This window comes from Viridibacillus arvi, from assembly GCF_001274945.1.
Classification (GTDB): Bacteria; Bacillota; Bacilli; order Bacillales_A; family Planococcaceae; genus Viridibacillus; species Viridibacillus arvi.
In genome coordinates this window covers 458,964-481,340 of sequence record NZ_LILB01000008.1, presented here as the reverse complement: position 1 = coordinate 481,340, position 22,377 = coordinate 458,964, and the positions used below count along the sequence as shown (strand labels likewise).

General features: G+C 36.5%; 20 protein-coding genes and 1 pseudogene. 15 read left to right on the top strand and 6 right to left on the bottom strand.

Annotation, left to right across the window (positions count from 1 at the left end):
- Positions 1-34: 34 nt before the first annotated feature.
- The gene (groL, locus tag AMD00_RS21080) at positions 35-1,660 is read left to right on the top strand and encodes a chaperonin GroEL (protein WP_053418960.1); all 1,626 of its coding nucleotides are present in this window, start codon (positions 35-37) and stop codon (positions 1,658-1,660) included.
- Between the two features lie 569 nt (positions 1,661-2,229).
- Here groL and AMD00_RS24355 read toward each other — a convergent pair.
- Positions 2,230-2,335: pseudogene (locus AMD00_RS24355) on the bottom strand (DNA alkylation repair protein); the annotation flags it as partial.
- Positions 2,336-2,748: 413 nt separating this feature from the next.
- Between AMD00_RS24355 and AMD00_RS21070 the strand changes: the two are divergent.
- Positions 2,749-3,453 carry a class I SAM-dependent methyltransferase gene (locus AMD00_RS21070; protein ID WP_053418959.1) on the top strand — a complete coding sequence of 235 codons (705 nt, stop codon included), beginning with the start codon at positions 2,749-2,751 and terminating at the stop codon, positions 3,451-3,453.
- A gap of 41 nt (positions 3,454-3,494) precedes the next feature.
- On the opposite strand, the gene AMD00_RS21065 is transcribed toward AMD00_RS21070, so the two are convergent.
- Positions 3,495-4,340: a DUF2268 domain-containing protein gene (locus AMD00_RS21065; RefSeq protein WP_053418958.1), complete on the bottom strand. Its 846-nt coding sequence runs from the start codon at positions 4,338-4,340 to the stop codon at positions 3,495-3,497.
- Positions 4,341-4,522: 182 nt separating this feature from the next.
- On the opposite strand from AMD00_RS21065, the gene AMD00_RS21060 reads away from it, so the two are divergent.
- Positions 4,523-4,789, top strand: coding sequence for a hypothetical protein (locus AMD00_RS21060; protein WP_157059307.1), 267 nt, complete (start codon positions 4,523-4,525; stop codon positions 4,787-4,789).
- 283 nt (positions 4,790-5,072) lie between these two features.
- On the opposite strand, the gene AMD00_RS21055 is transcribed toward AMD00_RS21060, so the two are convergent.
- Entirely contained in the window at positions 5,073-6,470 is a 1,398-nt protein-coding gene (locus AMD00_RS21055; protein WP_053418956.1) for an alanine/glycine:cation symporter family protein, read from the bottom strand.
- A 331-nt stretch (positions 6,471-6,801) separates the two neighbouring features.
- Here AMD00_RS21055 and AMD00_RS21050 point away from each other — a divergent pair, with 331 nt between their 5' ends.
- From AMD00_RS21050 to AMD00_RS23635, 4 genes are all read left to right on the top strand, one after another.
- The gene (locus AMD00_RS21050) at positions 6,802-8,001 is read left to right on the top strand and encodes a phosphoenolpyruvate hydrolase family protein (protein WP_053418955.1); all 1,200 of its coding nucleotides are present in this window, start codon (positions 6,802-6,804) and stop codon (positions 7,999-8,001) included.
- A gap of 113 nt (positions 8,002-8,114) precedes the next feature.
- Positions 8,115-9,323, top strand: coding sequence for a Tm-1-like ATP-binding domain-containing protein (locus tag AMD00_RS21045; RefSeq protein WP_053418954.1), 1,209 nt, complete (start codon positions 8,115-8,117; stop codon positions 9,321-9,323).
- Positions 9,324-9,338: 15 nt separating this feature from the next.
- Positions 9,339-10,169: a phosphoenolpyruvate hydrolase family protein gene (locus tag AMD00_RS21040; protein WP_053418953.1), complete on the top strand. Its 831-nt coding sequence runs from the start codon at positions 9,339-9,341 to the stop codon at positions 10,167-10,169.
- A 137-nt stretch (positions 10,170-10,306) separates the two neighbouring features.
- Positions 10,307-10,471: a hypothetical protein gene (locus tag AMD00_RS23635; protein WP_169786377.1), complete on the top strand. Its 165-nt coding sequence runs from the start codon at positions 10,307-10,309 to the stop codon at positions 10,469-10,471.
- Positions 10,472-10,579: 108 nt separating this feature from the next.
- Here the strand turns inward: AMD00_RS23635 and AMD00_RS21035 are convergent, their stop codons facing one another.
- The gene (locus tag AMD00_RS21035) at positions 10,580-11,296 is read right to left on the bottom strand and encodes a 3-ketoacyl-ACP reductase (RefSeq protein ID WP_053418952.1); all 717 of its coding nucleotides are present in this window, start codon (positions 11,294-11,296) and stop codon (positions 10,580-10,582) included.
- Between the two features lie 144 nt (positions 11,297-11,440).
- Positions 11,441-12,343: a LysR family transcriptional regulator gene (locus AMD00_RS21030; RefSeq protein WP_053418951.1), complete on the bottom strand. Its 903-nt coding sequence runs from the start codon at positions 12,341-12,343 to the stop codon at positions 11,441-11,443.
- Positions 12,344-12,480: 137 nt separating this feature from the next.
- Here AMD00_RS21030 and AMD00_RS21025 point away from each other — a divergent pair, with 137 nt between their 5' ends.
- From AMD00_RS21025 to AMD00_RS21005, 5 genes are all read left to right on the top strand, one after another.
- The gene (locus AMD00_RS21025; RefSeq protein WP_053418950.1) at positions 12,481-13,446 is read left to right on the top strand and encodes an ABC transporter ATP-binding protein; all 966 of its coding nucleotides are present in this window, start codon (positions 12,481-12,483) and stop codon (positions 13,444-13,446) included.
- Complete coding sequence (locus AMD00_RS21020) at positions 13,443-14,477, top strand: ABC transporter substrate-binding protein (protein ID WP_053418949.1); 1,035 nt, start codon at positions 13,443-13,445, stop codon at positions 14,475-14,477. Before AMD00_RS21025 ends, AMD00_RS21020 begins: the two co-directional genes overlap by 4 nt.
- A gap of 61 nt (positions 14,478-14,538) precedes the next feature.
- Positions 14,539-16,200 (top strand): ABC transporter permease, encoded by a 1,662-nt coding sequence (locus tag AMD00_RS21015; RefSeq protein WP_053418948.1) that lies wholly within the window; start codon positions 14,539-14,541, stop codon positions 16,198-16,200.
- On the top strand, positions 16,187-17,299 hold the full coding sequence (locus AMD00_RS21010) for an MBL fold metallo-hydrolase (RefSeq protein ID WP_245639573.1): 1,113 nt from the start codon (positions 16,187-16,189) through the stop codon (positions 17,297-17,299). Before AMD00_RS21015 ends, AMD00_RS21010 begins: the two co-directional genes overlap by 14 nt.
- Positions 17,299-18,105, top strand: a complete 807-nt coding sequence (locus tag AMD00_RS21005; RefSeq protein WP_053418946.1) for a hypothetical protein — start codon at positions 17,299-17,301, stop codon at positions 18,103-18,105. The genes AMD00_RS21010 and AMD00_RS21005 overlap by 1 nt, the downstream gene beginning before the upstream one ends.
- Positions 18,106-18,250: 145 nt before the next feature.
- On the opposite strand, the gene AMD00_RS21000 is transcribed toward AMD00_RS21005, so the two are convergent.
- Positions 18,251-18,868, bottom strand: a complete 618-nt coding sequence (locus tag AMD00_RS21000) for a GntR family transcriptional regulator (protein WP_053418945.1) — start codon at positions 18,866-18,868, stop codon at positions 18,251-18,253.
- Between the two features lie 289 nt (positions 18,869-19,157).
- Here AMD00_RS21000 and garR point away from each other — a divergent pair, with 289 nt between their 5' ends.
- From garR to AMD00_RS20985, 3 genes are read left to right on the top strand one after another with little or no spacing between them, the layout of a single operon-like run.
- Positions 19,158-20,063, top strand: coding sequence for a 2-hydroxy-3-oxopropionate reductase (gene garR, locus AMD00_RS20995; RefSeq protein ID WP_053418944.1), 906 nt, complete (start codon positions 19,158-19,160; stop codon positions 20,061-20,063).
- Positions 20,056-21,486 carry a four-carbon acid sugar kinase family protein gene (locus AMD00_RS20990; protein ID WP_053418943.1) on the top strand — a complete coding sequence of 477 codons (1,431 nt, stop codon included), beginning with the start codon at positions 20,056-20,058 and terminating at the stop codon, positions 21,484-21,486. The genes garR and AMD00_RS20990 overlap by 8 nt, the downstream gene beginning before the upstream one ends.
- 21 nt (positions 21,487-21,507) lie before the next feature.
- Positions 21,508-22,356: a class II fructose-bisphosphate aldolase gene (locus AMD00_RS20985; RefSeq protein WP_053418942.1), complete on the top strand. Its 849-nt coding sequence runs from the start codon at positions 21,508-21,510 to the stop codon at positions 22,354-22,356.
- The last annotated feature ends 21 nt before the right edge of the window (positions 22,357-22,377 follow it).

The window sequence follows — 22,377 nt, the reverse complement described above, 5'->3', positions numbered from 1 at the left end:
CTGAAACTAAAAACTATTCAGGGGGTACGCATCAATGGCAAAAGATATTAAATTTAGTGAAGAAGCACGCAGCTTAATGCTTCGTGGTGTAGATAAATTAGCAGACGCTGTTAAAGTAACATTAGGACCTAAAGGACGTAACGTAGTTCTAGAAAAAACTTTCGGCTCACCACTAATCACAAACGATGGTGTAACAATCGCAAAAGAAATCGAGTTAGAAGATCCATACGAAAACATGGGTGCAAAACTTGTATCTGAAGTTGCTTCTAAAACTAACGAAATCGCTGGTGACGGTACTACTACTGCAACAGTTCTTGCGCAAGCAATGATCCGTGAAGGATTGAAAAACGTTACAGCTGGTGCTAACCCAGTTGGTATTCGTAAAGGTATCGACAAAGCAGTAGCTACAGCTATTACTGAACTACAAACTATTTCTAAACCAGTTGAAAACAAAGAAGCTATCGCTCAAGTAGCGGCTATCTCAGCAGCTGACGAAGAAGTAGGCGAACTAATCGCAGAAGCTATGGAACGCGTTGGTAACGACGGCGTTATTACTATCGAAGAGTCAAAAGGCTTCACTACTGAACTTGATGTAGTAGAGGGTATGCAATTCGATCGTGGTTATGCATCTCATTACATGGTGACTGATACAGATAAAATGGAAGCTGTCCTAGACAACCCATACATCTTAATCACTGACAAGAAAATCGCTAACATCCAAGAAATTTTACCAGTACTTGAACAAGTTGTTCAACAAGGTAAACCACTTTTAATCATTGCTGAAGACGTAGAAGGCGAAGCACTTGCTACATTAGTAGTGAATAAACTTCGTGGTACATTCAATGCAGTAGCAGTAAAAGCTCCTGGATTCGGTGACCGTCGTAAAGCTTTATTAGAAGATATCGCAATCCTAACTGGTGGACAAGTAATCACTGAAGATATTGGTTTAGATCTTAAACAAACTTCAATCGATATGCTTGGTCGCGCAGCGAAAGTTGTTGTAACTAAAGACCACACTACAGTAGTAGAAGGCGCTGGCGAAATTGCTTCAATCGAAGCTCGCGTAGGCCAAATTCGTGCACAATACGAAGAATCTACTTCTGAATTCGATAAAGAAAAACTACAAGAACGCCTTGCTAAATTAGCTGGTGGTGTAGCAGTAATCAAAGTTGGTGCTGCAACTGAAACAGAACTTAAAGAACGTAAACTACGCATTGAAGATGCTCTAAACTCAACTCGCGCAGCAGTACAAGAAGGTATTGTAGCTGGTGGTGGTGTTGCACTAGTAAGCATCTACAACAAAGTAGCAGAAGTTGCAGAAGCACACGAAGGCGACGTAGCAACTGGTGTTAAAATTGTTCTTCGTGCTCTTGAAGAACCAGTTCGTCAAATCGCTAACAACGCAGGTCTTGAAGGTTCAATCATCGTAGACCGCCTGAAACGCGAAGAAAACGGCATTGGTTTCAACGCAGCAAACGGCGAATGGGTTAACATGATCGACGCTGGTATCGTAGATCCAACTAAAGTAACTCGTTCAGCACTACAAAACGCAGCATCTGTAGCAGCTCTATTCCTAACTACAGAAGCAGTTGTAGCAAACATTAAAGAAGCAGCAGCTCCTGCAATGCCTGATATGGGCGGCATGGGCGGCATGATGTAATAAACCGCTACAACCCTTGATATATAAGGATTTGTATGTAAGGTGAAAGTGAAATGCAAACATAGAGGATTATAATAGAGGCTTCCCATTAGTTGTGTAAACTTTTGGGAAGCTTCTTTTTTTATTTCTTCTTTTCGTTATGTAATATAGTATCGGTGTATTTTTGCGTAATGAAAAACCATTATATACAAGCTCGAGACGAGATAGATTCCTTATATATAATGGCGTAGTTTTAATGATCAACAATTGGGCGAACTTGTTGGTTTTAATAAAAAGGTGGGATTCTTAATTGTAATGTTTGTCTTGATAAAGCATTTGAAGAATTTCCTCGCCGTTGCTATCATCTATCTGAGAAATCTAAGGCTGATCAAACTGATTTTGTGTAAACTGTTCACTAGGATTGACTGCTACTTGCGAGGGCGAAGTTCCCTCTCCAAATTTTATGCGCTTAGCAGTAGCGATAAAGCTTTGCTCATCTTCTATTAAACCACATGCTCCACAATGAACGCGCCTCCCGCTTCCATTGTATTGTATTTGCAATTGTTCCGGATTATCATACTGCTGGATAACTTCCCCACTCTGTGGATCTAATTTTACATAAGCAGGAGTCTGTTCAATAATAGCAAAGCGAGTACGGTTAGTTCGACATTGTGGGCATAAATACGGTTGACTCATAATTTTAACTCATCCTTTCTTTTGGACTCCATATTATCTTCCTACTAGAGCTTATCATTTATTCAAAAATGTGAACCTCACTCAAAAAAATTCCCTTTTGAAAAAGGTTGAAATTCCTAAACCAAATTAGCAGTGGAATACTGCCTCAACTCTTCTATATTTACTATCAACAAACCTTATAGCTTAACTAAGTAGTAGAAATATAATCTATACCAAAAGTTTAATATTCTAAATTTTAAACATCACTTTCTTATGAAAGCAAAAGCAACCCTGCAATTACTGCAAGGTTGCTTTTTTTCGTATCAAAAATTATTTACTATGAAGTAATATTTTCGTTAAGTGCTTACTCTATACATCTACATATCTAAAGAGCAAGCATACTATAACCTTATAATAAGTAGGAGGGATATCCAGTGTCTAACGCTTACTTAGACTTATTAGCTTACTTTGGAATTGGTGGTGCACATCCTGGTGGGTTTAATCTAACCCAAACTATATTGGAAGACGAAAATATTCAGCTAAGTGAATCTGTACTAGATGTAGGTTGTGGTACAGGGCAGACATCAGCTTTTTTGGCAAAACGATTTAATTGCCAAGTGACTGCAATAGATAAGCATCCAATTATGATAGAAAAAGCAGTGGAACGATTCAAGAATAATCCAGCCTCAGTTAAAGTAGTGGAAGGGGACGCGGAATGTTTGAATTTTGAGGATGACTCCTTCGATTTCATCATCGCTGAATCTGTTATCGTGTTTACGGATATTGAAAAGACGTTACATGAACTTGCTAGAGTTATGAAAAGTAATGGAAGGATAATTCTTCTTGAAATGACAGCAGAAAAGAACCTGTCGAAAGAATTACAAAGGACTGTATGCAACTTATATGGTATCAAAGAAATTTTAAGTGAAGAAGAGTGGCGGGTAAAGCTTCAACAAGCTGGATTTACTCGTATTGAAATAATCGATACACCTTCTGAACTTAGTCCAAGTGAAGTAGATGATATTAATCAATCGGATAACATAAAAAAAGAGCTCTTTGATTTATTGGAAGAGCATAACGAATTAATAACTCATTATCGTCATTTCATAGGTTATCGTGCTTTTAAATGCTATTTCTAACTTAACTTTTTTTCGGAAGAATTGGTAGAACCCTTTTGCAGTTACTCATCAATTGTAAATTTGGAACCGGCAATTATTTCGTCAGAGGATTTATAATATAACTCTCCTTTATTAAAGGGACCGTGATTTTTTTGATAGCTATCAACAATCTGAAATCCTAAGTGATAACCAATCCATTTTGGAAGTGGACCTCTAGTTTTACCATATAAAAAAGGGTAATGATTATTTATGTCTTGAACATTTAAAGAAGGTATAAAGAGTCGTTTCCATATAGCAGAAGCGTCTTCAAATGAGTAGAGATTAGCCCAAGGACCAAGCCATTTTTCACCATACAAATCTTTTACTGCATATTCTCCAAGTCCTTCAATGATGAGTGAATCTTTTAACGTAATTTTATTTGAATCCAAATTTAAATGTTTTATTCGACAAACATGGTTATATTCATGGGCTAATAAAGCCTTTAGTTCTGTTATTGGAAGATCTACAGATACAAATAAAAATAATGCCCCACTATAGGCTACACCGTTTTTATTTGGTGTTTGCTTTCCTGACTTCATATTTGCATTTTTTATAGGGAAAATATAGATTGAAACTTTTGGCCCCTTCCATAATCTCCGTAAATACTGATATTCTTGCTCGACAATTTGCCAAACTTTCTGATCTTCTAACTTCTTAATGGTGCTTTTTAAGTCGTTCCATTCATATGGCTCAAAAAGTCCATAATTCTGAAGTTCATATTGCCAGACTTCTGGATTGGCTTTAGGCTTTAATCCTTCGAGTGGTCCGCATAGGGTCTCACATTGTATGTAAGATGCTCCTTTACCAGACTGCTCTTCACATAGTTCGATAAACTCATAAAGCCAAGGTTGCGTTTTGATCACCGACATATATCTCCTCCTTTTAGTTTTGATGTCTTTTATTATATGTTTAGGACACTTCATTGATTTTGATAAATATAAATAGCGACTAATCCTTTATTCACTAGACGATTGTCCATTACGGTAATTTAACACTCCCATATACTAGCAGAGCATACGTGTATGTAAATAATTATGGGAGGAGGATGGAGATGAGTATATATAATCAATGTTGTAATCACCATGGGAAAATAGTGAGAATTACTTGTCACGATGGCAGAGTCCATGTTGGAAGAATTACTAGAGTTGAGAGAGATATGGTCTGGATTCAACCAAATAGAGGTCTAGGTGGATTTGGTTTAGGATTCTTTGGAGACGGATTTGGATTCGGTGGATTCAGGACTGGATTCGGAACTGGATTTGGTATAGCTCTTGGTGCAATTGCTGGGATCGCATTAGTTTCGGCATTCTTCTGGTAAAACATATTCTATCTTACTCAAACCAATTACACTATTTAACAAGCATAGTCTAAATTCCATTAATTAATCTCTTGTAAATTAAAAAGGGAAATGGGGCAAACACTTGCTTTGGCTGAACGACATAGCCATAAAATGGGGAGCAAATTGAACTGCACTCAATTGTTAGGAGTAAACTGGCAATTGGAGATGCAGTTTTTTGTACTTAAGCACCCCTTATTTGCTCCATAAAATATGATATTTTTCCATAAAAAAAACGTGCAGGCAAATGCTGCACGTTTTTTTCTTATCTATCTTCATCTTCCCAACATTCCGTATTTTTTAATCCCGGAATTGATTTTGCATAAAATGATGGGTTTTTACCTTGTTTACGTTGTTTAGTAAAGTCATCTAATACACGGAAAGCTACTTTTCCTAGTAAGATAATGATGATGATATTTAACATCGCCATTAGCCCCATAAATAAATCAGCTAAGTTCCAAACAAGTGATACATGAGCTACAGAACCGAACATGACCATACCTAGAACTACTAAACGGTAACCAGTTAACCATCCTTTATGTGCGTTCATAAATTCGATATTTGTTTCACCATAATAGTAATTTCCCACAATCGAACTAAATGCGAAGAAAATAATCGCAATTGCTATAAAGTATGGAGCCCAACTTCCTACGTGTACAGCGAAGGAATTTTGAGTTAGGACGATACCGTCATCTGGACCTGTTGAATATAGACCTGCCAAAATAATAATGAAAGCAGTGGCAGAACAAATAACAATTGTATCAAAGAATACGCCTAGGCTTTGAACGAGACCTTGTTTTGCAGGATGTGAAGTACTTGCAGTAGCAGCTGCATTTGGTACACTACCCATACCAGCTTCATTTGAAAATAAGCCTCGACGTACACCTTGCATAATCGCAGCCCCTATAGCTCCTCCAGCAGCTTCTTTCAAGCCGAATGCCTCAGATAATATTAAGCTGAAGACTGAAGGGATTTCAGAAAGATTAGTCACGACAACGTAAAGAGCAATGAGTAGATAGAAGATGGCCATAACGGGTACAATTACTTGTGTAACTTTCACAATTCTATGTACGCCACCAAAAATAATCATAGCTGTTAACACAACTAATACGATTCCAATGATATAAGGCTGGATATTAAATGCTTCTCCAACTGAAGTAGCAATCGTATTGGATTGTACTGCATTGAAGATAAAACCAAAGCTTAACGTTAAAAGAATACTAAAGACTATTGCCAGTTTACGTTGGCCTAGCGCTTTTTCCATGTAGTAAGCAGGACCGCCACGGAAAGAGTTACCATCTCTTACTTTGTAAACCTGTGCAAGTGTACTTTCAATAAACGCGGTAGCCATTCCGATAATGGCGATAATCCACATCCAGAATATAGCTCCAGGTCCACCGACCCCGATAGCTAGTGCTACCCCTGTAATATTTCCTGTACCTACACGAGAAGCTGTACTAATAGTAAAAGCCTGGAACGCAGAAACGCCCTCGTCCTTTTCCTTTTTCTCCATTATTAAACGGAACATTTCGCCAAACATACGAAACTGTACAAACTTAGTCCCAATCGTAAAATACAAACCAGCACCTAGTAGTAATACGATTAATATATATGTCCATAAAACATTATTTGTTTCATCAACTATATTCGAAATCCATTCCATTTATCTGCCTCCTTTATTGCATACCTTTAAGTTTATAACATTTTTTAATAAACAATCAACTTAAAAGGGAAAATTAGTACGGTTAGTCACTGACTTAATTTTTTTACTTGATGAATAATATTAAAGTCATAAAGAAAGTTAAGAAGATTTTGATTACAAAATCATCTTTTTAGTATTGCTTAATCCAGAGTTATGATTTTTGCTAATTTGTTTTGTTTTTCTTCATATTTAAATATAAGTTTAATTTCTTTAGCATCATAATGTGTTTACTGTAATTTGATTTATGACCAATGCTATACTTTGAATAATTGTTTGTTAGGTGGTGTATGAGGTGAATGTAAAGGAACATGTTTTAAAAAGGTTAGAAGAACAGCTTCAATTGCATGGCCATCTCATTGGAGTGGCAGCAGGTTCTGGGATGACTGCCAAGTATGCAGAAATTGGAGGTGCAGATTTTATATTGGCTTTGAGTTCAGGTCGATTTCGTCAAATGGGAGTCAGTTCTCTAGGAGGCTTTTTAGCTTACGACAATAGCAATGATCTTGTTATGAGCTATGCATCGAAAGAGTTGATACCTATTGTTAATAATATTCCCGTAATCTTTGGATTACAGGCAACAGATCCTACAATCGAATTGGCAGAAAAACTAAATGAAATTGAAAGAGCAGGATTTGCTGGTATTAATAATTTCCCGAGTGTGGGTTTAATAGATGGCCAATTTCGAGAAGCATTAGAGGAAAATGGGATGAGTTATGCACTCGAAGTGGATGCTATTGCGATGGCGAATAAGAGAGGGCTATTTACTGTTGCATTTGTGTTTAATGCAGAACAGGCAGAGCAAATGATGGAAGCAGGGGCAGCTGTTATTTGCGTACATTTGGGACTAACAGTAGGTGGTTCTCTTGGAGCTAAGAAGATTTTATCATTGCAACATGCAAAGAATCTTGCTATGGAAATATTTGAACGTTGTGAGCAATTTAATAGGCCGGTTATACATATGATATATGGTGGTCCCGTGAATAAACCAATAGATGTTCAATTTATGTATGACGGTACGTCTATTATGGGCTATATTGGGGGCTCTTCTATAGAACGTATACCAACTGAACAAACAGTTACGCAAATTACAAAGTCTTTTAAGAAATCGGATGACTTCCATTATGATGAGTTAATAGAGAAGATTATTGATGGGATGGGGAGTCAAAGAGACTATATTGAATTTGTGAAGAAATATATTCATCTCCATTATATGGATCAAATTCAGTTACGTGATATTGCCAAAATATTGAGTTTATCAAGTTCATATTTAAGTACATTATTTAAATCTGAAGTAGGTATGGCTTTTACACAATATCTAATTGAATTTCGATTGAATAGAGCTGTTGATATATTAAAAAAGCAATCTTTACCATTAACAAATGTGGCTGAAATGGTAGGTTACCCAAACTATGCACAATTTAGCGTCATCTTTAAAAAGCATAGAGGCGTTTCTCCAAAAGAATTTATAGAATCTAATATAAACAAAAGATAATGAAATATAAACAGATTCATTTTACCTGTATAAGTTAGTATATTAATAATAAGAAAATTTGAAAGCGTTTTCTTTGTTGTTATTTATAGATTTATTAAAAGGGAGAGATGAACTTGAAAACAATCGCATTGACAGGTACTTTCGATACAAAAGGACAAGAGTTTCTATTTGTAAAAGAACTTATTGAATCTTTAGGTATGAAAACATTGACGATTCATACGGGAGTATTTGATCCTCAATTTAAACCAGATGTGAATAATGATGAGGTTGTAGGTATTGTTGGAGAAGATATTATAGCAATTCAAGATAAAAAGGATCGAGCACATGCTACTGCTGTTTTATCAAAAGGCATGGAACAACTGATTCCAAAACTCTATGCTGAAGGTAAATTTGATGGCATTCTATCGTTCGGTGGCACAGGTGGTACATCCATTGCGACGCCAGGCATGCGTAAATTACCAATAGGTGTTCCTAAATTGATGGTATCTACTGTAGCTTCTGGTAACACTGAGCCGTATGTTGGTACAAGCGATATTGTGATGATGCCATCTGTTGTAGATGTTGCAGGGCTAAATGTTATTTCTACTCGTATTTTTACAAATGCAGTATTTGCGATTGTAGGGATGCTTCACTTTGAGCATGATTTGAAAGTTGAAAAGAAACCGCTAGTAGCAGCTACCATGTTTGGTTTAACCACTCCTTGTGTGAATTTTGCTAAGAAATATATGGAGGATAGGGGATATGAAGTACTGATATTCCATGCTACTGGTGTGGGTGGACGTACAATGGAACAGTTAATCGAAACAGGTTTTATAGATGGCGTATTAGACTTCACCACTACTGAATGGGCAGATGAATTAGTTGGCGGTGTTTTAGCTGCTGGACCAAGCCGTTTAGAAGCAGCGGCTAAAAAAGGTATCCCACAAGTTGTTTCTTTAGGGGCTATTGATATGGTGAACTTCGGAACATTTGATTCTGTTCCAGAGAAATTTGCAGGGCGTAATTTTTACAAACATAATCCTACGGTTACATTAATGCGGACAAATGAAGAAGAAAATAACCAAATTGGCGAAGTAATTGCTGAAAAGTTAAATATGGCAAAAAGAGATACCGTATTAATGCTTCCTTTGAAAGGTTTATCGGGTCTTGATGTAGAAGGACAGTCTTTCTATGGTCCTGAAGAAAATGCTGCATTATTTACTGCATTGCGTAAAAACTTGGACAATCCAATAGTTGAAATTGTTGAGATGGATATAGATATTAATGCACAAGCATTTGCAGAAAAAGCAGCTGAGCGCTTAATAGCAATGATGAAATCATAAAGAGGAGTGACAAACATGATCCAATTAAATAGAAAAGAAATTTTAGGACGCTTTACTGATGAAATTGCCAATGGGAAAATCTTATTAGGAGTGGGAGCAGGTACAGGTATTACTGCGAAAAGTAGTGAGGCAGGCGGGGCTGATATGCTAATTGTATATAACTCAGGTCGTTACCGCATGGCTGGCCGTGGGTCACTTGCAGGATTGTTATCTTATGGAGATGCAAACCAAATCGTTGTAGAAATGGGTAATGAGGTATTACCAGTAGTCAAAGATACACCAGTATTAGCAGGAGTGAATGGTACTGACCCATTCCGTGTAATGGATGTCTTTTTAAAGCAATTAAAAGAACAAGGTTTCAGCGGTGTTCAAAACTTCCCAACAGTTGGATTAATCGATGGTGTATTCCGTCAAAACCTTGAAGAAACGGGCATGGGTTATGGACTTGAAGTAGAAATGATTCGAAAAGCACATGAATTAGATATGTTAACAACACCTTATGTGTTTGATGAAGAACAAGCGAAGCAAATGGCTGAAGCAGGTGCAGATATCTTAGTTGCTCACATGGGATTAACGACAAAAGGAACAATTGGTGCACATACTGCATTAACATTAGATAACTGTGTGGAACGAATCCAAAAAATTATTGAAGCAGGACGTGCTATCAATCCAGATATTTTAGTTATTTGCCATGGTGGACCAATTGCGGAACCATCAGATGCTGAATATGTGATTAACAAAGTGGACGGTATTTGTGGTTTCTTCGGTGCTTCAAGTATAGAGCGTTTCGCTGCAGAAAAAGGAATTAGAGAACAATCAGAAGCGTTCAAAAATATTCGTTCATAATCTACTCTTGCTCAAAATGAAAATCTAAAGCAACCATGCAGATACTTAGCATGGTTGCTTTTACATATCATCTATTATTTCTGCATAATCCATTTTTCCATGGAAAGACTATATTTATAGAAAGGATGGGTGTTTAGATGGAAGAAAATAAATACGCACAACTTAACCATGAACAATTGAAAGAAATCAATGAAATGGAAGAGAAATTGGGTGTAACTCTGATTGCCTACGATACATCTGCAACTCAAACTAATAGGTCAACATCTTTTAACGCTGCATCTTCTGAAATAAATCCGTCTTAGAATCCCCATTACTCATGGGCAGTGATTAATAAGAGTATAAGCTGAAAATCAAAAGAAACTCCTCATCTTATGAAAAAGGTGAGGAGTTTCTCTTTTTTATACAAATACTTATGGATTTGTTGACCATAAACCAGCTGATTTAAGAAGAACTCTTGGGTGCAATTTAAGTTGAGCAACCATAAAGTCTGCAATATCTTCAGGCTGCATTACTTTATCTGGATTGCCATCAGTTAAATTCAGTTCGACTGCCATATCAGTAGCAACAGTGCTTGGTGTTAAAGTACTAACACGAATATTGTGTTTTCTTACTTCAAGCATTAATGATTCACTTAGAGCAATAACAGCAGCTTTTGAAGCACTGTATGCACTAGTTACAGGCGCCCCTTTTTGACCAGCTGTTGAAGAGATATTAATGATATCACCAGTTTTGCGTTCAATCATTTCTGGAAGAACTGCACGAGTTATGTAATATACGCCCATGACATTTACTTGTATGATTTTCGCCCACTCTTCTGGATCAAGTTCAAGGAAGTTGCCGAATTTAGAAATACCAGCGCTGTTTACTAAAATATCGATGGCACCAAGTTCCCCGCGGATTTTTTCAACTGCAGCATTTGCTTCATCGATATTCGATACATCACCAGTTGCAATGGCTACCTTCACTCCGTATTCTTTTAGTTCAGCCACTACATTTTCTAAATTTTCAAGAGTTCGGCCAATTAAGCCAATGTTAATGCCTTCTTTTGCGAAAGCAATTGCTGTAGAACGGCCAATCCCACGTCCTCCACCAGTTATAAGTGCTGTTTTACCATTTATATTTTGCATCTATATCTCTCCTTACTATTTATAAAATCGTACAAATTTTAATTTAGTATTCATATATGGTACCTTGACCGAATGAAAATGTATATTATTTTGCTTTGTAGACGTTTTCTAACACACTGAAAAATGCTTGTCTTCAACTAAAAACTAATCAGTCGTTTTGTAGTCATATGCTAAATTGTGGATTGCTTTCTTTACAAACTCATCAATTTTACTGTCTAAGCGACACTTAGGGTATACGAGCTGAATCTTTCGAGTTAGTGTAATATCATTCAATTCCTTTTTGAGTAAAGTTCCTGATTTTAGTTCTTCATCCATTAGAGCAACAGAAATAAAGGCTAATGTTTTGCCGTAAGTTAACATCTTCTTTATGGTGCTAACTGAATCTAGTTCAATAGTGTAGATAGATGGCGCGAAAGGTTCTAACCATTTTCCAATGAAATGATTAGTTGAACTTGAAGAGGTGTGTAATAATATTTTACTTTTAAGGACATCTGATTTTGAGATGTCCTTTTTTGTTGCAAGTTCGTGTGTGGGACTTAATGCAAGAACAAGAGAGTCTTCACCAATAGTTTCGTAAATGAGTGTTGGATCCTCTTGTTTTGTTTCCATTATAAGTCCGAAATCTAACTCTTGAAGTATTAATTTCCTTTCGATTTCAGGAGCTGTTTTTACTTCTAGAGAAATCCGTATATCTGGATAAGCTGTGGAAATCTGATCAATGATATCAGGCATGAAAATATGAGCAGGAAGCCCGCTAGCACCTAGCCGAATTGAGCCGATATTACCCTCTATTAGGTTTTCAAAGAATTGATTCATGTCTTTTTGTAGCTGTACGATTTGCCGTGCATAGTGATAGAGTCCTTCACCCGCCTCAGTTAAACGATAACCACCAGCATTTGTACGGAATAATCGTACACCATATTCATCTTCTATTGAACGAATATGAAAGGAAACAGTAGGTGCCGTAATGCCCAGCTCTTTAGCGACAGGAGCTAGCTTTTTCAAAGTCACTAGCAAGCAGAATGCCTGTAATTTGAGATTATTCATTTTATCCTCCTAAAGTAAATTAGATAAACTCTTGCATTGGCTATAGTATATTAGAGTTTTTTTAACGAATTGTTAATACTAGGTTAATATTTCCTAAATATCTGGACCTTATAGTGGTTATAGACGAGGAGGGCATTATGAAAATCTCGATTACGAATATAGAAAAGAAGTATGGGAAATCTCAAGCACTCTGGCCGATTAACGTAGAACTAGACAGTAAGTTTGTAACAATTTTAGGTCAATCGGGTTGTGGTAAGACGACGTTATTGAAAATACTAGCTGGTTTAGAGAAGCCAACAAATGGTGAAATCAGATTTGACGAAACAGTCATCTATTCGTCAAATCTTCGAAAGAACGTTAGACCAAATAAGCGTAATATCTCAATGGTCTTTCAAGATTTTGCACTTTGGCCACATATGACTATCTTTCAGAACATTGCTTTTGCATTAAAAGGGATATTGCCCAAGTCAGAAATTAAGGAACGTGTAGATCATGTTATGCGATTGGTGAAAATGGAGGGATTTGAAAAACGTAAGCCTGGCGAATTATCTGGTGGACAGCAGCAACGTGTGGCACTTGCTAGGGCTCTTGCAACAAATCCAAAACTAATCCTATTTGATGAACCTTTATCAGCTTTAGATGCAGTTCTTCGAGAGAAGATGCAAGAAGAAATAATGCATATTATTCATGAACTAGATTGCCAAGCTATCTTTGTAACACATGATCAAACAGAGGCTATGACAATGTCTGATCAAATTATCGTGATGGAGGCAGGGAGAATTGCACAGGTAGGTTCACCGCAAGAAATCTATCATTCACCAGCTACACCTTATGTGGCAGACTTTATCGGAAAAGTAAATTGGGTAGATAAAGGTAGCCGTATTGTTCGTCCAGAAGGAGTTTCAAGACATTCACAATTAGGAGCTATAGCAAAACAAGCAAAAATAGTGAAAAGTACTTTTATTGGAGATCGATATTTAGTTCAAGCAGAAGTGGAAGGCAATCAATGGAGCTTTTACGAAAACGCTCCGCTCGAAAAAGGAAAACTGCTTAAAGTTTTTATAGATGAAAAACAAATTTATCAACTGGAGGGATTACATTGAAGAAAAGTAGTTTAAAAATGATAGCAACAGTTGGAACACTTTTGACATTAGCATTAGCATTAGCAGGGTGCGGAAATAACGACACAGCCGCAAATGAAGGTGAATCAAGTGCACAATCGAAAGAAAACAAAACACTAACAGTTTATTCTGCAGGGCCAGATGGTTTAGCAGCAAATGTTCAACAGGCATTTGAAGAAAAAACAGGAATGAAGGTAGAGATGTTCCAAGGAACAACAGGGAAAATTTTATCTCGATTAGAGGCAGAGAAAACGAATCCTGTTGCAGATGTTGTCGTATTAGCTTCAGTAGCTTCAATGGATGGGATGAAAGAAGCCGATCAACTTCAAAGTTATAAAGACGCTGAAAATGCAGACAAAATCAATAGCGATTGGTCGGACGCAGAGGGCTATTACTACGGCTATAGTGCATCAGCTTTGGGGATTGCTTACAATACTAAAAATGCAAAAACAGTTCCGAGTGAATGGTCTGATTTAGCGAAAGCTGAATGGAAAGATAAAATCAATATTCCAGATCCAAGTCTGTCAGGTTCAGCTGTTGATTTCATCTATGGATATACGGAAGCAGAGAAAACGGGTTGGGACATTATTCAATCATGGAAAACAAATGGTCTACAAGTAAATGGTGCTAATAAGGAAGCATTAGATTCAGTTATAACTGGAGATAAAGATGCAACAATTTCTGGAGTAGATTACATGGCCTATAAAGCAAAAGCAGATGGGGAGCCTGTAGAAATTGTTTACCCGAAAAGTGGAACGGTTGTCAGCCCACGAGCAGTTGGAATTATGAAAGATGCAAAAAACGTAGATGGAGCGCAAGCTTACGTTAATTTCTTGCTTTCAGATGAAGGTCAAAAGCTAGTAACAGATGCTTATTTACTTCCAGGGAACAAAGAAATTCCAGTGAAGGATCGCGCAGCATTGGATGAAATTCCTCAACTAACTGTGAATTGGAAAGACGCAGAAACAAAGCAAATCGATATTTTAACGAAGTTTAATGAGATTTTCCAATAATAATTTATGAGCTGAGACATGTTTCTCAGCTCTTGTTTTCTAAGGAAGGAATGAAACCTCGATGATTATGGAAGGTAGACGAACTTTTGGAGTATTACTAGCCATTGTTGGTACGTTTGCTATCGCGCCATTATTAGCAATTCTATATTATACATTTGTTAATGGTGGACAATTAGATTTTTCGCAGATTAGTAGAATGTTTGAAAATGATAGAATGTGGCATACGTTAGGCAACTCTTTATTATTAGGTGTTTTAGTAATTATGGGTACTACGATTATAGCTTTACCAATGGCATTAATTCGGACGAAAACTAGCCTCATCAAATTTGATTGGTTAGATATTATTCTAACGATTCCCTTTATGACACCACCTTATATTGGGTCAATGGGTTGGATATTGTTTATGCAGAATAATGGTTTTTTGCAACAATTAATACCAAGTGCATCATGGATGTCAGATTATTTCTTCTCTCTGTTTGGAATGGTGATGGTGATGAGCTTGCACCTATTTCCTTTTCTATATTTAATGCTGAGAAATACACTGCTAAGAATAAATGGATCCTTTCTTGATGCTGCGTTGATATTCGGACGAAATCCATGGAGAAACTGGGCTAAAATTGTTTTACCATTACTAGTCTCGAGCTACGTACTAGGCATATTACTAATTTTCATAAAAACCTTGGCTGAATTCGGTACTCCTGCAACTTTTGGTAGCAGAATTGGCTTTCAAGTTTTTACTACAGAGATCCATTCCTATTTATCGAGATGGCCAGTAGACATTAGTATGGCCACATCACTTTCTTTATTCTTACTTTCTGTTTGTCTAATCATCTGGTACTTCCAAAATCTAATTGGACGAAAAAATACATATAGCGTGTTATCTGGTAAGACGCAAGCTGTTCGTGAAATGAAAGATAAGTGGTATATAAAGCTAGGCGCATGGCTATATGTAGGAATTGTATTACTGTTTTCAATCGGAATTCCTTACTTCTCAATTATTGTAACTTCACTTCAAAAGGTACGGGGGGATGGCCTTAGTGCAGGGAATTTTAGCTTGGCCTCTTATCAGGCAGTATTTACGAGTGGGAGTGCGGGATTATCGGCATTTCTGAACAGTATCGTATTTTCATTTATCACAGCAAGTGTTACTGCTGTAATAGGATTATTCATTGCACTTTATATTAAAAAAGGCGAAACAAAAAAACAGCAAGTATTGGATTTCTTTAGTCTTATGCCAAATATTATTCCGGGAATTGTATTTGTAGTAGGCTTAATCATGTTCTGGAACTCACCTTTACTACCAGCTACGATATACAATACGAAAACAATGGTAGTAGTGACTTATTGTGTACTATTCTTACCGTACTCAGTTCAATATACTAAATCTTCTTTATCTCAATTAGATCAATCCATTTTCCAATCAGCTGCTATTTTTGGACGGAGCAGTTGGGACGTGTATCGTCACATCTTTATCCCATTATTAATGCAGGGAATTCTAGCCGGGATGATGATGACATTTATTATTTCAATGCGTGAACTTGTAGCTGGATTACTCATTTTGCCACCTTCAGTAGAGACAGGTGCAACGTTTATTTACAGTCAGTTTGAACAAGGAAATGTTGGTTTGGGAATGGCAGTTGCTGTTATTACAGTAGCTATGACTGTCATCTTCATGTTCTTATTAGATTGGTTACAAAAAAGAGGAGGACATGCGGGTGCTTAAGGTTGAGATTTTAGGGGGAGTTGGCGAGTACGGGCGTAATTGTTTTTTTATAGAAAATGAGGGGCATGCTATTTTGCTCGACTGTGGTATTATGAATAACGCTGAAAAAACTCCTCCTAATTTAACAAAAGATCATGTAGGAAAACTCGATGCTGTGTTTATCTCACATTCGCATATTGATCATTCAGGTGCTTTGCCGATGCTCGAAACATGGGACTATAAAGGCGAAATTTTTATGAGTAAAATGACAGCTAGACAATTAAAGCGATCCTTTAAAAATACAAAGATTTTTCAACCAGCTACGATTGAGAAATGGTTGAGAGTTAGTGATTATCTTGAATTTCAGTGGGGCTATAGCGGCCATATAGTAGGGAGTGTTTGGTACAAGATTCGATTCTTTGAGGAGGTGATATTTTTCTCAGGGGACTATGTCATGGATTCCTATTTGTTAAATGCTACTTTACCACAAAAAGATGGAACCAAGTATGATCTAGCTTTAATAGATAGTGGGCATATTGAGAAACAAATTAATAATTTGGAAGTATTACAACAGATTAAGAATTATATCATCCAACAACCAAGTCGTCCTATTATTTTCCCATCTTCTTTTTCAGGTAAAACAGCAGATATTGCTACGTATCTTTTTCAACATACAGAAAGAGAAGTGAATATTGATAAAGAATATTTTTCTTTTTTTGAGGATTACTATAATTCACCTGAAAATATTTGTACACCAAGATATGAAGAAATCTTGAAACCATTTAAGAGGGACTGTTTTAGAGAGAGGGTAGAGAGTGAAAATGCAATTTATTTTGTTCCAGAGGTTAATGAGTGGAAAATTGAAGAATTACTACACATATATCCAACTGCAATAGTAATTTTTACAGGCTACATGAAAAAAGATGGATATTTAAAGGGACTGGCCAGAAATGAAGCTCAATCGAAACAGTTTTTTTATAAAACACATTTAGATTATCTAGATACCTTAGAGCTTTCCAAAACAATCAATGCTACTGATACTATATATTTCCATAGTCGATTAACAAATATGAAAACTACTTTTACAAAATTAGTAGAAAAAAAGGAGGAAATAATATAATGAAAAGTGTAAAGAAAATAGCACTACAGTTATTTATGGTTAGTCTTGTTCTTCTGTGTATTAGCGGGTTCGGTTCCGCTCAGGTGAGTGCAGCGATTAATCCTGGAAATGAAATTAAGTATAATATCAAACCTGATTTTTTTAATGAATCTAAGATAATAGATGTCTTTTTAGCAACGAAAAAGGATGAAGTGAAAATTTATTATTTCGATACAGTAAATAAAGCATTTTTAGGAGCGGACTATAACCATCGCTTACGTGTATATAAAGATAGTAATAAGATAGATATTACTTACAAAAAAAGATTCCTAAACACACCACTTAATGAGGCGATTGCGATAACACAAGATCATGGTTTCACTGGGAACGAGTCTAATTATAAATTTGAATTAGATATTAAAGGTGGAAAGAAGAATTTTGCGGTAAGCAGAAAAGAGTCATTAAAAGAAACAACAAAAGTTTCTTTCAACGAGGTTGATACTGAAGCAGCAAAAAAACTAATTTTAGATAATGCACCGAAAAAAATTCAAAATTGGGATACAGAAAGTTGGTACAATAATACATTAGCGCAGTCAGTTGTTTATGGGCCAGCAAAAGCTACAACATATAAGGGTAGTTATGCAGGTTACGAGGCAGATATAGAAGTTTGGAATTATCAAGGTGATATTATGGTTGAACTATCAACAAAAGAAGATGATGCTTCAAAAGCTGCTGTTATTGAAAAATTATGGCGCGATAAGTTAGAGGCTGAGGGTTATCTAAGTGAAGATCAACGTGGTAAAACTGCATTTGTAATGGAGAAGTAAATGATGAGATTATTAAATTAGTTTTAATTAAAGAATACAAAAAGGATATAGACTCTTTTTTAAAGAGCTCCATATCCTTTTTAGTTTGTACTAAACACTTATTGAATACGCGTATTTATTTACTGAAGTGCGACAGATTGCTTAACTACATTCTCATACGATTCAAACAAAATTCTAAATCTTTTTGAATGTGATCTTTCATTAAACGCTCTGCTTCATCACCGTTATGTTGAAGGATAGCGAGATAGATGTCGTTATGCTCTTCTATTAAAAGAGGTCGTTTATGATAGACAACTGTTTTGCGGAAAAGGTAAATGATGGACTGCATGCGGTCAATGATATCAATCATCATTGGATTGTTCGTTGCGCCTACGATGATTTGGTGAAATTCATAGTTTGCTGTCATAACTTCTTCTGTAGTTCCTGTGCGGCCAATTTCTACACAAGATTTAAGTTTTTCAAGTGCTTCTTCAGTCATATAGCTGGCGCAATATCGCGCAGCAAATCCTTCCAATAATATACGTACTTGAAAAATATGACGAAGATCCATATCACTTGGGTTTACAACGCGCTTATTTTGAATTAGCCCTTCTTGCTCTAGCTTACGTATTGCTTCGCGCACGGGTGTCCGACTAATACCTATTTCCTCTGCTAGCCTTTCTTCAGTAAGCTTCGTTCCGCGTTCTAATTCACCATTCAATATTTGATCTCGAATATATTCATATGCATGAGTATATGCAGGAATAGTCTCCTTTTTTACCAATAAAATCGTCTCCTGGAATCTAATTTGTACTTATATAAAGTATAAGTATAAGCTTTGTAATTTGAAAGTAGTATTTTTGTATGCACTTTCATAAAAAATGTATACAAAATAATTTAAAATGTGTACAATGTTTCCTAAGGTTATGAAAACGCTTTTTTAATGAAAAGCTATTGGCTCTGTGAACTGAAAAGTTCTATATTTTAGAACAGGGTTTAAACCTAGGATAAAGAAATTTTAGTTAACAAATGAATCGCCTTAAGTGTGATTACAGCAGAAGGAGCTAATTTAAATGACTAAAAAAGTTGGATTTATAGGATTAGGCATTATGGGAAAACCCATGGCATTAAATTTACTTAAAGCCGGTTACGAACTAACGGTTTTTGATATTAATACACAAGCTGTAGAAGCACTTGTAGAAGCAGGAGCAACAGCTGGAACAGCAATAGAAATGGGCGAAACCTGTGATGTCATTATTACAATGTTACCTGCCTCTCAACACGTGAAGGACACGGTACTAGGTGAAACTGGTATTTTGAGAACAGCTAAAAAAGGAACTGTCATTATTGATATGAGTTCTATCACTCCAGGCACTACTGTTGAAATTGCAACAGAAGCGGCAAAACAAGGTGTAGGAATGCTAGATGCACCTGTAAGTGGTGGAGAACCAAAAGCAATCGATGGTACATTAGCGATTATGGTCGGAGGAGAAGAAAGCGTTTTCGAATCTGTCAAAGATGTACTTCAAACTGTTGGTAAGGAAATTACCTTAGTCGGTAAAAACGGTAGCGGTGTAACAGCAAAATTAGCAAACCAAATTATTGTGAATTTAAACATTGCGGCTATGTCTGAAGCGCTTGTTCTTGCTGCAAAAGCAGGTATAGACGTAGAGAAAATGTATCAAGCAATTCGTGGCGGTTTGGCTGGAAGCGCAGTACTGGATGCAAAAGTACCGCTTATCTTGGATCGTAATTTTGTAGCAGGTGGGAAAATTTCAATCAACTTAAAAGATATAACAAATGTAATGGGAGCAGCTCATGATTTAGATGTGCCATTACCACTTTCAAGCCATTTGCTTGAAATCTTCCATGCGCTTAAAGCCAATGGCAAAGAAAATGATGATCACGGCGGTATAGTACAATATTACGAAAAACTGGCAAATGTTGAAGTGAGAAGAGGTTTAAGTGAGAATGACTAATTTAAACGTAAAAGAAACTTTCTCTAACCTACCTGCAATGCCTGAAGAAAGAATCGTCAATGATTTACTTGCAAAAGAACTAAAGGCATTCAATAAAAAGATTATCGTACTAGATGACGACCCAACAGGTGTTCAAACGGTACACGGTATTTCTGTCTACACTGACTGGTCAGCAGAAAGTATTGAAGCAGGTTTTGCTGAAGATAATACAATGTTCTTTATCTTAACTAATTCACGAGGCTTTACAGAAGCTGAAACTGAACAAGCACATAAGGATATCGCTACTGTTATTGAACGTACAGCACAAAAACAAAATAAAGAATTCATCATTATCAGTCGTGGGGACTCTACATTACGTGGTCATTATCCTCTTGAAACTGAAGTATTAAAAAATACAGTTGAATCTCAATCTGAAATGAAATTTGATGGTGAAGTAATTATGCCTTTCTTTAAAGAAGGTGGTCGCTTCACGATTAATAATATTCATTATGTACAGTATGACAATGAACTAATACCTGCGGGCGAAACTGAATTTGCCAAAGACCGTACATTCGGTTACAAATCTTCACATCTAGGTGAGTGGGCAGAAGAGAAGTCAAATGGCCAATTTAAAGCCTCTGATGCTACTTATCTATCATTAGAGAGTATTCGCAATCTTGATATTGACGGTTTAGTTAATCAGTTGATGGCAGTCAATGATTTTAATAAGGTCGTTGTAAATGCTGTTGATTACGTTGATGTGAAAGTAGTAGTTATTGCATTAATTCGAGCGATGAATGCAGGAAAATTGTTCATGTTCCGCAGTGCTGCCGCTTTAACTAAAGTAATCGGTGGCGTGAGTGATAGAGATCTTTTGACTAAAGAAGAATTGATGAAAAACCATTCTAAAAATGGTGGTCTAATTATGATTGGCTCTCATGTGAAGAAAACAACAGAGCAATTTGAAGTGCTAAAAGAATGCGATTTTATTGAATTTATCGAATTTGATGTACACCTTGTATTACACCAAGAGCAATTTGAAGCAGAAATTGAGCGTATTATAGCGCTTAGTGGAAAGCTAATTAGCGAAGGGCAAACAGTCGCAGTATATACGAAGCGTGAACGTCTTGACCTTGGTGAAGGTAAAAAAGAAGAAGAATTAATGTTGTCAGTGAAGATTTCAAACGCTGTGACAAGCATCGTTAAACGTCTTGAAGTACGCCCGAGCTTTATTATCGCTAAAGGTGGTATTACTTCAAGTGATATCGGAACAAATGGACTTAGCGTTAAGCGTGCACTTGTAGCAGGACAGATTAAACCTGGGATTCCAGTTTGGCTAACAGGTAGTGAAAGCAAATTCCCTGGCATGGCTTATGTTATTTTCCCTGGGAATGTGGGAACAAAAACAACCTTAAAAGAAGTAGCAGAGTTATTACATCAGTAAAGTAAGAAAGGTTGAGTAGACATGCTAGTAAATACAAAAGATATGCTGATTGCAGGACAAAAAGGCAAATATGCTGTAGCAGCATTTAATGTATATAATCTTGAAACTGCACAGGCTGCAGTTCGAGTTGCTGAAAAAGAAAACCATCCAGTAATAATTGCTTTAGGAGAGCGTTATTTTGATACGGTGGATGTGGAAGGTTTTGCAGCATTAGTTAGAGTACTTGCGGAGAAAGCTTCTGTTCCGGTTTCACTTCACTTAGATCATGCTTATGAAAAGCAATCTATTATTCGAGCAATTCGATGTGGCTTTACTTCGGTTATGTTTGATGGTTCAAAGTTCGATCTTGAGGAAAATATGAGATTGACAAAAGAAATTACGGAGATTGCTCATATGGCGGGTGTCAGTGTAGAAGCTGAAATCGGTTCAGTTGCCCGTGGTGCCTTTTCAGATGAAGAAGAAGGAGATGGCACTTTAACAGATCCGCAGTCTGCAAAAACGTTTGTGGAGGAAACAGGTGTTGATTTTCTAGCTGCTTCAATTGGAACCGTTCATGGTATGTATACAGGAGAGCCAAATATTAATTTGGACTTGTTAGATGAAATTCGTGAACTAGTTGGCATACCACTTGTCCTTCACGGCGCATCAGGTACACCGGACGAAATCATTAAGCAAACTATAGCCAAAGGAATTTGCAAAATCAATGTAAATACTGAAGTATCACTAGCTGCAACATCTTATTTACAAAAAGCTTTTGAACAAGATCAAAATAAAGCTGCTCATTTATCAGTAATTATGGCAAGTATGCAAGAAGCTATGGAACCTGTGATGACTAAATTTGTACGATTATTATTTGCAGCTAAAGCCTAATAATCTTGATTTTTATATTAT

Excerpts from the sequence above, each read along its gene's own strand:
- groL (WP_053418960.1), top strand. The coding sequence starts at position 35 with ATGGCAAAAGATATTAAATTTAGTGAAGAAGCACGCAGCTTAATGCTT.
- AMD00_RS21065 (WP_053418958.1), bottom strand. The coding sequence starts at position 4,340 with ATGTCGGTGATCAAAACGCAACCTTGGCTTTATGAGTTTATCGAACTA.
- AMD00_RS21060 (WP_157059307.1), top strand. The coding sequence starts at position 4,523 with ATGAGTATATATAATCAATGTTGTAATCACCATGGGAAAATAGTGAGA.
- AMD00_RS21055 (WP_053418956.1), bottom strand. The coding sequence starts at position 6,470 with ATGGAATGGATTTCGAATATAGTTGATGAAACAAATAATGTTTTATGG.
- AMD00_RS21040 (WP_053418953.1), top strand. The coding sequence starts at position 9,339 with ATGATCCAATTAAATAGAAAAGAAATTTTAGGACGCTTTACTGATGAA.
- AMD00_RS23635 (WP_169786377.1), top strand. The coding sequence starts at position 10,307 with ATGGAAGAAAATAAATACGCACAACTTAACCATGAACAATTGAAAGAA.
- AMD00_RS21035 (WP_053418952.1), bottom strand. The coding sequence starts at position 11,296 with ATGCAAAATATAAATGGTAAAACAGCACTTATAACTGGTGGAGGACGT.
- AMD00_RS21030 (WP_053418951.1), bottom strand. The coding sequence starts at position 12,343 with ATGAATAATCTCAAATTACAGGCATTCTGCTTGCTAGTGACTTTGAAA.
- AMD00_RS21025 (WP_053418950.1), top strand. The coding sequence starts at position 12,481 with ATGAAAATCTCGATTACGAATATAGAAAAGAAGTATGGGAAATCTCAA.
- AMD00_RS21015 (WP_053418948.1), top strand. The coding sequence starts at position 14,539 with ATGATTATGGAAGGTAGACGAACTTTTGGAGTATTACTAGCCATTGTT.
- AMD00_RS21010 (WP_245639573.1), top strand. The coding sequence starts at position 16,187 with ATGCGGGTGCTTAAGGTTGAGATTTTAGGGGGAGTTGGCGAGTACGGG.
- AMD00_RS21005 (WP_053418946.1), top strand. The coding sequence starts at position 17,299 with ATGAAAAGTGTAAAGAAAATAGCACTACAGTTATTTATGGTTAGTCTT.
- garR (WP_053418944.1), top strand. The coding sequence starts at position 19,158 with ATGACTAAAAAAGTTGGATTTATAGGATTAGGCATTATGGGAAAACCC.
- AMD00_RS20990 (WP_053418943.1), top strand. The coding sequence starts at position 20,056 with ATGACTAATTTAAACGTAAAAGAAACTTTCTCTAACCTACCTGCAATG.
- AMD00_RS20985 (WP_053418942.1), top strand. The coding sequence starts at position 21,508 with ATGCTAGTAAATACAAAAGATATGCTGATTGCAGGACAAAAAGGCAAA.